This is a genomic window from Phocaeicola sp., from assembly GCF_057861905.1.
In genome coordinates, this window is sequence record NZ_DBMACV010000129.1 from 1 (window position 1) to 3,454 (window position 3,454).

At 42.5% G+C, this 3,454-nt stretch carries 4 protein-coding genes; all 4 read right to left on the bottom strand.

The genetic code is table 11. The features are described from left to right. Positions 1–191: hypothetical protein (locus tag ACZM60_RS14555; protein ID WP_489521848.1), on the bottom strand; the 191-nt coding region annotated here is incomplete at its 3' end. A gap of 95 nt (positions 192–286) precedes the next feature. Then, positions 287–1,063 (bottom strand): IS21-like element helper ATPase IstB, encoded by a 777-nt coding sequence (gene istB, locus ACZM60_RS14560; RefSeq protein ID WP_489521849.1) that lies wholly within the window; start codon positions 1,061–1,063, stop codon positions 287–289. A gap of 6 nt (positions 1,064–1,069) precedes the next feature. Continuing rightward, positions 1,070–2,608, bottom strand: coding sequence for an IS21 family transposase (gene istA, locus ACZM60_RS14565; RefSeq protein ID WP_489521850.1), 1,539 nt, complete (start codon positions 2,606–2,608; stop codon positions 1,070–1,072). 147 nt (positions 2,609–2,755) lie between these two features. Then, the gene (locus ACZM60_RS14570) at positions 2,756–3,097 is read right to left on the bottom strand and encodes a hypothetical protein (protein WP_489521851.1); all 342 of its coding nucleotides are present in this window, start codon (positions 3,095–3,097) and stop codon (positions 2,756–2,758) included. Positions 3,098–3,454: the final 357 nt, after the last annotated feature.

Here is a 3,454-nt window from a genome sequence, read left to right on the forward strand (position 1 = left end):
GTTGTTACAGGCAGCTGCATCTGGTCGTATGATTCTTTACGAAACTTGCGCAGCCAGTAATAATAAGATTTTTCCTTGATATCATTGTCTTTCAGCCATTGATGGACAGTTACGTTTGCAGGTCGTTCCTGACATTGATTTATGATATTTAACCAGTTAGCACGCCTTACATCGTGAGTACATTTATCCATGATAGTTTGAATATTCTTGTGCGATGAAATCGCACTTCCGGAAATTTGGGAATCAGATGTCCGGAAGTGGAAATCACCTGTATAATTATGCGAGTTTACTCGCGTAATGCTTTATCCAAACCGTATACTTCTCTCATAGATCTGTCATGCTCAGCATCAATACTTGTGATGTTGATGCGATAACTGTCATGAGCTATTCGGTCAATGATTGCGTCAGCAAGAGGACTGGCATCACCACCAAGCTGATCATACCATTCCTCGAATTCATACTGGGAGCAGAAAATCGTTGAAGATTTCTTGCGTCTCCTGTGGAGTAGTTCGAAGATATCCCTCTGTTCTGAATCTGTTGGTTTCAATAGCAGCCATTCATCCAGAATCAGGACAACGGGATTGGCATACTTAGCCATAACTTTTTTGTAGCTGCCATCAGTCCGTGCCATCTCCAGATCAATAAGCAGATCAGGAAGACGGACATACCTGGTGTTGTAATACTGCTTGCATGCTTCCATACCAAATGCACATGCCATGTATGTTTTACCACAGCCTGTTGCACCAGTAATAAAAAGATTCCGGTGTTCAGATATATATTCGCAGGTGGCAAGTCTGTTTATCAGATCCTTGTTCAACTTGCGTCCAGAAGTATAGTTGATATCCATGATACTTGCTTCCGGCTGGTCGAATCCGGCATTGCGGATAAGACGCTTCTGGCGGTTATTCTTGCGGTTGCTGTATTCGATATCGACCAGCATTCCAAAGCGGTCTTCAAAAGGAACTTCCTTGAATTTAGGATCGTCAAGCTGGTTATGGAATGCATCTGCCATTGTTGTAAGACGCATTTCAATAAGTTTATCAATCGTACTCTGATTTGTCATATGTGATTACCTCCGATAGTAGTCGGCACCTCTAGTAATGCCGTGTGCTTTATGTGTGGTCTTGGATCCAGATGATTCTGGTTCCGTTTTTACAGAACCAGTTACAAGGATGTTTTTGATACTCTTGTAGCTGGGCGAAGATGTATAGGATAATGCCTTTTTACAGGCAGCTTCCAGCAAAGCTTCTGAGTATTTATCAGTAAGCTTCAGAAGCCCCATACAACTTCTATAGGTCTGTTGCTCCACACGTTTGGAGGTCAGTATTGCATTGACCACAGCATACGTGTTTATGCCAATCCGTTCAGCCCATTTGCGGAAGCGGTCGCCATTCCACTCCAGATATTTTTGGTGGTCTTCCGGCATATGCTCTGTAATGGTGCTGTACTGCCCAGGGCGTCCTTTCAGACGACGGTGGGAAGCAATGCGGTTATGGTTGTAAAAAATTTCAATGGTGGTATCTGTTATCTTTACATCAACTTTCTTTTTGATGTATTCATACGGAACTGAGTATAGCATTCCATCCACAGATATGTGATAATTGAACTGGACGGTGGCTGTCTTCCAGTCACTCAGTTCAAAGCGGGTAGCAGGTAATGGCGCAAGTAATGGCTTTTCATCTTCAAGGAATAAGTCCAGCCGGCTGCCCTCTTTCTTTTGAAAGAGCCTTCGATTGAACTGTTCCAGTTTTTCTCTGATTGCACGATTTAATTCGGCAAGAGAAAAGAACTGTTCATTCCGGAGTGCTGCTGTTATCCAGGTAGAAATATTTCCTACCGTTCCCTCAGCATTCGGCTTATCCTTTGGAGTTCTGACACGCGCCGGAATAATTGCAGTGCCATAATGCTCAGCCAGTTCCTGATAGGTTTCATTGATCTGCGGGTCTTTCCATCCGCCATTGTGAACAACTGCAGTCTTACAGTTATCCGGCACGAGAATTCTGGCAACACCGCCAAAATATTCGTACATATGGACATGTGCATTGATCCATGATTTCTGTTTCATGTCCAGAAATGCTTCCACGTATGCATACTGGCTGTAAGTCATTACACCGACAAATATGCATGCTTTGATGATTTCGCCGGTATCAGGATCAATGACTGTTGCAGGATCACCTGCCCAGTCAACTTCAACCTGCTCACCGGGTTTACGGTTGATATGCATGGTAGCACGATGCTTCTGCTCATCCTGCTGGATGTGATAGCAGAACTGTGAATACATGAGTGGTTCTTCACCATTGGCACGGCAATCCTCCATGTATTCCGTCCATAGGAGTTTTTTGCTTACGCCGTTGCGAAGCAGCTCCTTGCGAATGTAAGCATAGTCAGGCATCCGCTTGTTGGCAGATACCTTGCTCTCTTTAGAGAACATGAGTCTTTGAAGCTCTGTGTCGTTCATCGAATCATCGAGTGGCCAAGAGATATTTAGTTCTCTGGCACGTTTTTGAACTTTGACGACAGTTTTTTGTGAAACCCCACAGCTTGCCATGATGTTACGCTGTGAGAATCCCAATCCGGTAAGCCGGATAATTTCTCGATATTGGGTCATAATCGTGACCTCCTTATAATGAATTTACACTAAAAGTGCATAACATCATTATAAGGTTTTAGGAAAAATGCGATTCCCTTTTTGCCGGAATCGTGATTCCGTAAAAAACGGAATATTGATTTCCGTACGCCGGACAGGTGATGGATTTCACCCCGGATTATTCATATTTGAATAAGTGTCCTTGCACTCATTCGCAGGAGAGGTCTGGACAGTTGTAAAGCCTGCCGCTGCTATGTCCTTCATATTCTCCTTGATTGTGTTGAAGCTCCAACACCAGGCGTGTAAAATAGCACCATCCTGAATGTCATCTGCCAGTCCATACTTCGCAGCCTGTGAAGCTGTAGCTAAAGTACTTTCTGACGCTGTTTCTGCTGCCTGCACCTGTGTAATCGGGTACAGACTGCTTGCCGGTGTACCTGTAAAAGCGACTCCGAAGGCCAGACATGCGGCTGCCAATCGCTTAAGCAGATATGTTGTACGTTTTTTCATACTTCTTTTTCCTTTCCCTTTGATTTTTCTTTAAACTAACATTTTATATATTCATTATAACGACTTTAAAGCGATTTACAATATCATTATTTTTAGGTTCATGTTGTATTTTTATATTTTTCGCACTCTTTCGATAATTTTATGTTAAAGAAACGCCAAAACCGACATTTGCCGGATTTGGCGTTTCTTAATTAATCACTGCTTAACAATACTCTAATTTTCTATGTTGTTGTTTTGTATATTAATTATCTAATTATGTTATTTCCATCCTACACATTCATTAATCCTCTTTGCAATTCTTCCAGTTGCAATAGAATTCTTTTCAATTTCTCCAACAACCACTGATTCAGCACCAAT

Coding starts and splice junctions, on each gene's coding strand:
- ACZM60_RS14570 (WP_489521851.1), bottom strand. CDS start 3,097: ATGAAAAAACGTACAACATATCTGCTTAAGCGATTGGCAGCCGCATGT.
- istA (WP_489521850.1), bottom strand. CDS start 2,608: ATGACCCAATATCGAGAAATTATCCGGCTTACCGGATTGGGATTCTCA.
- istB (WP_489521849.1), bottom strand. CDS start 1,063: ATGACAAATCAGAGTACGATTGATAAACTTATTGAAATGCGTCTTACA.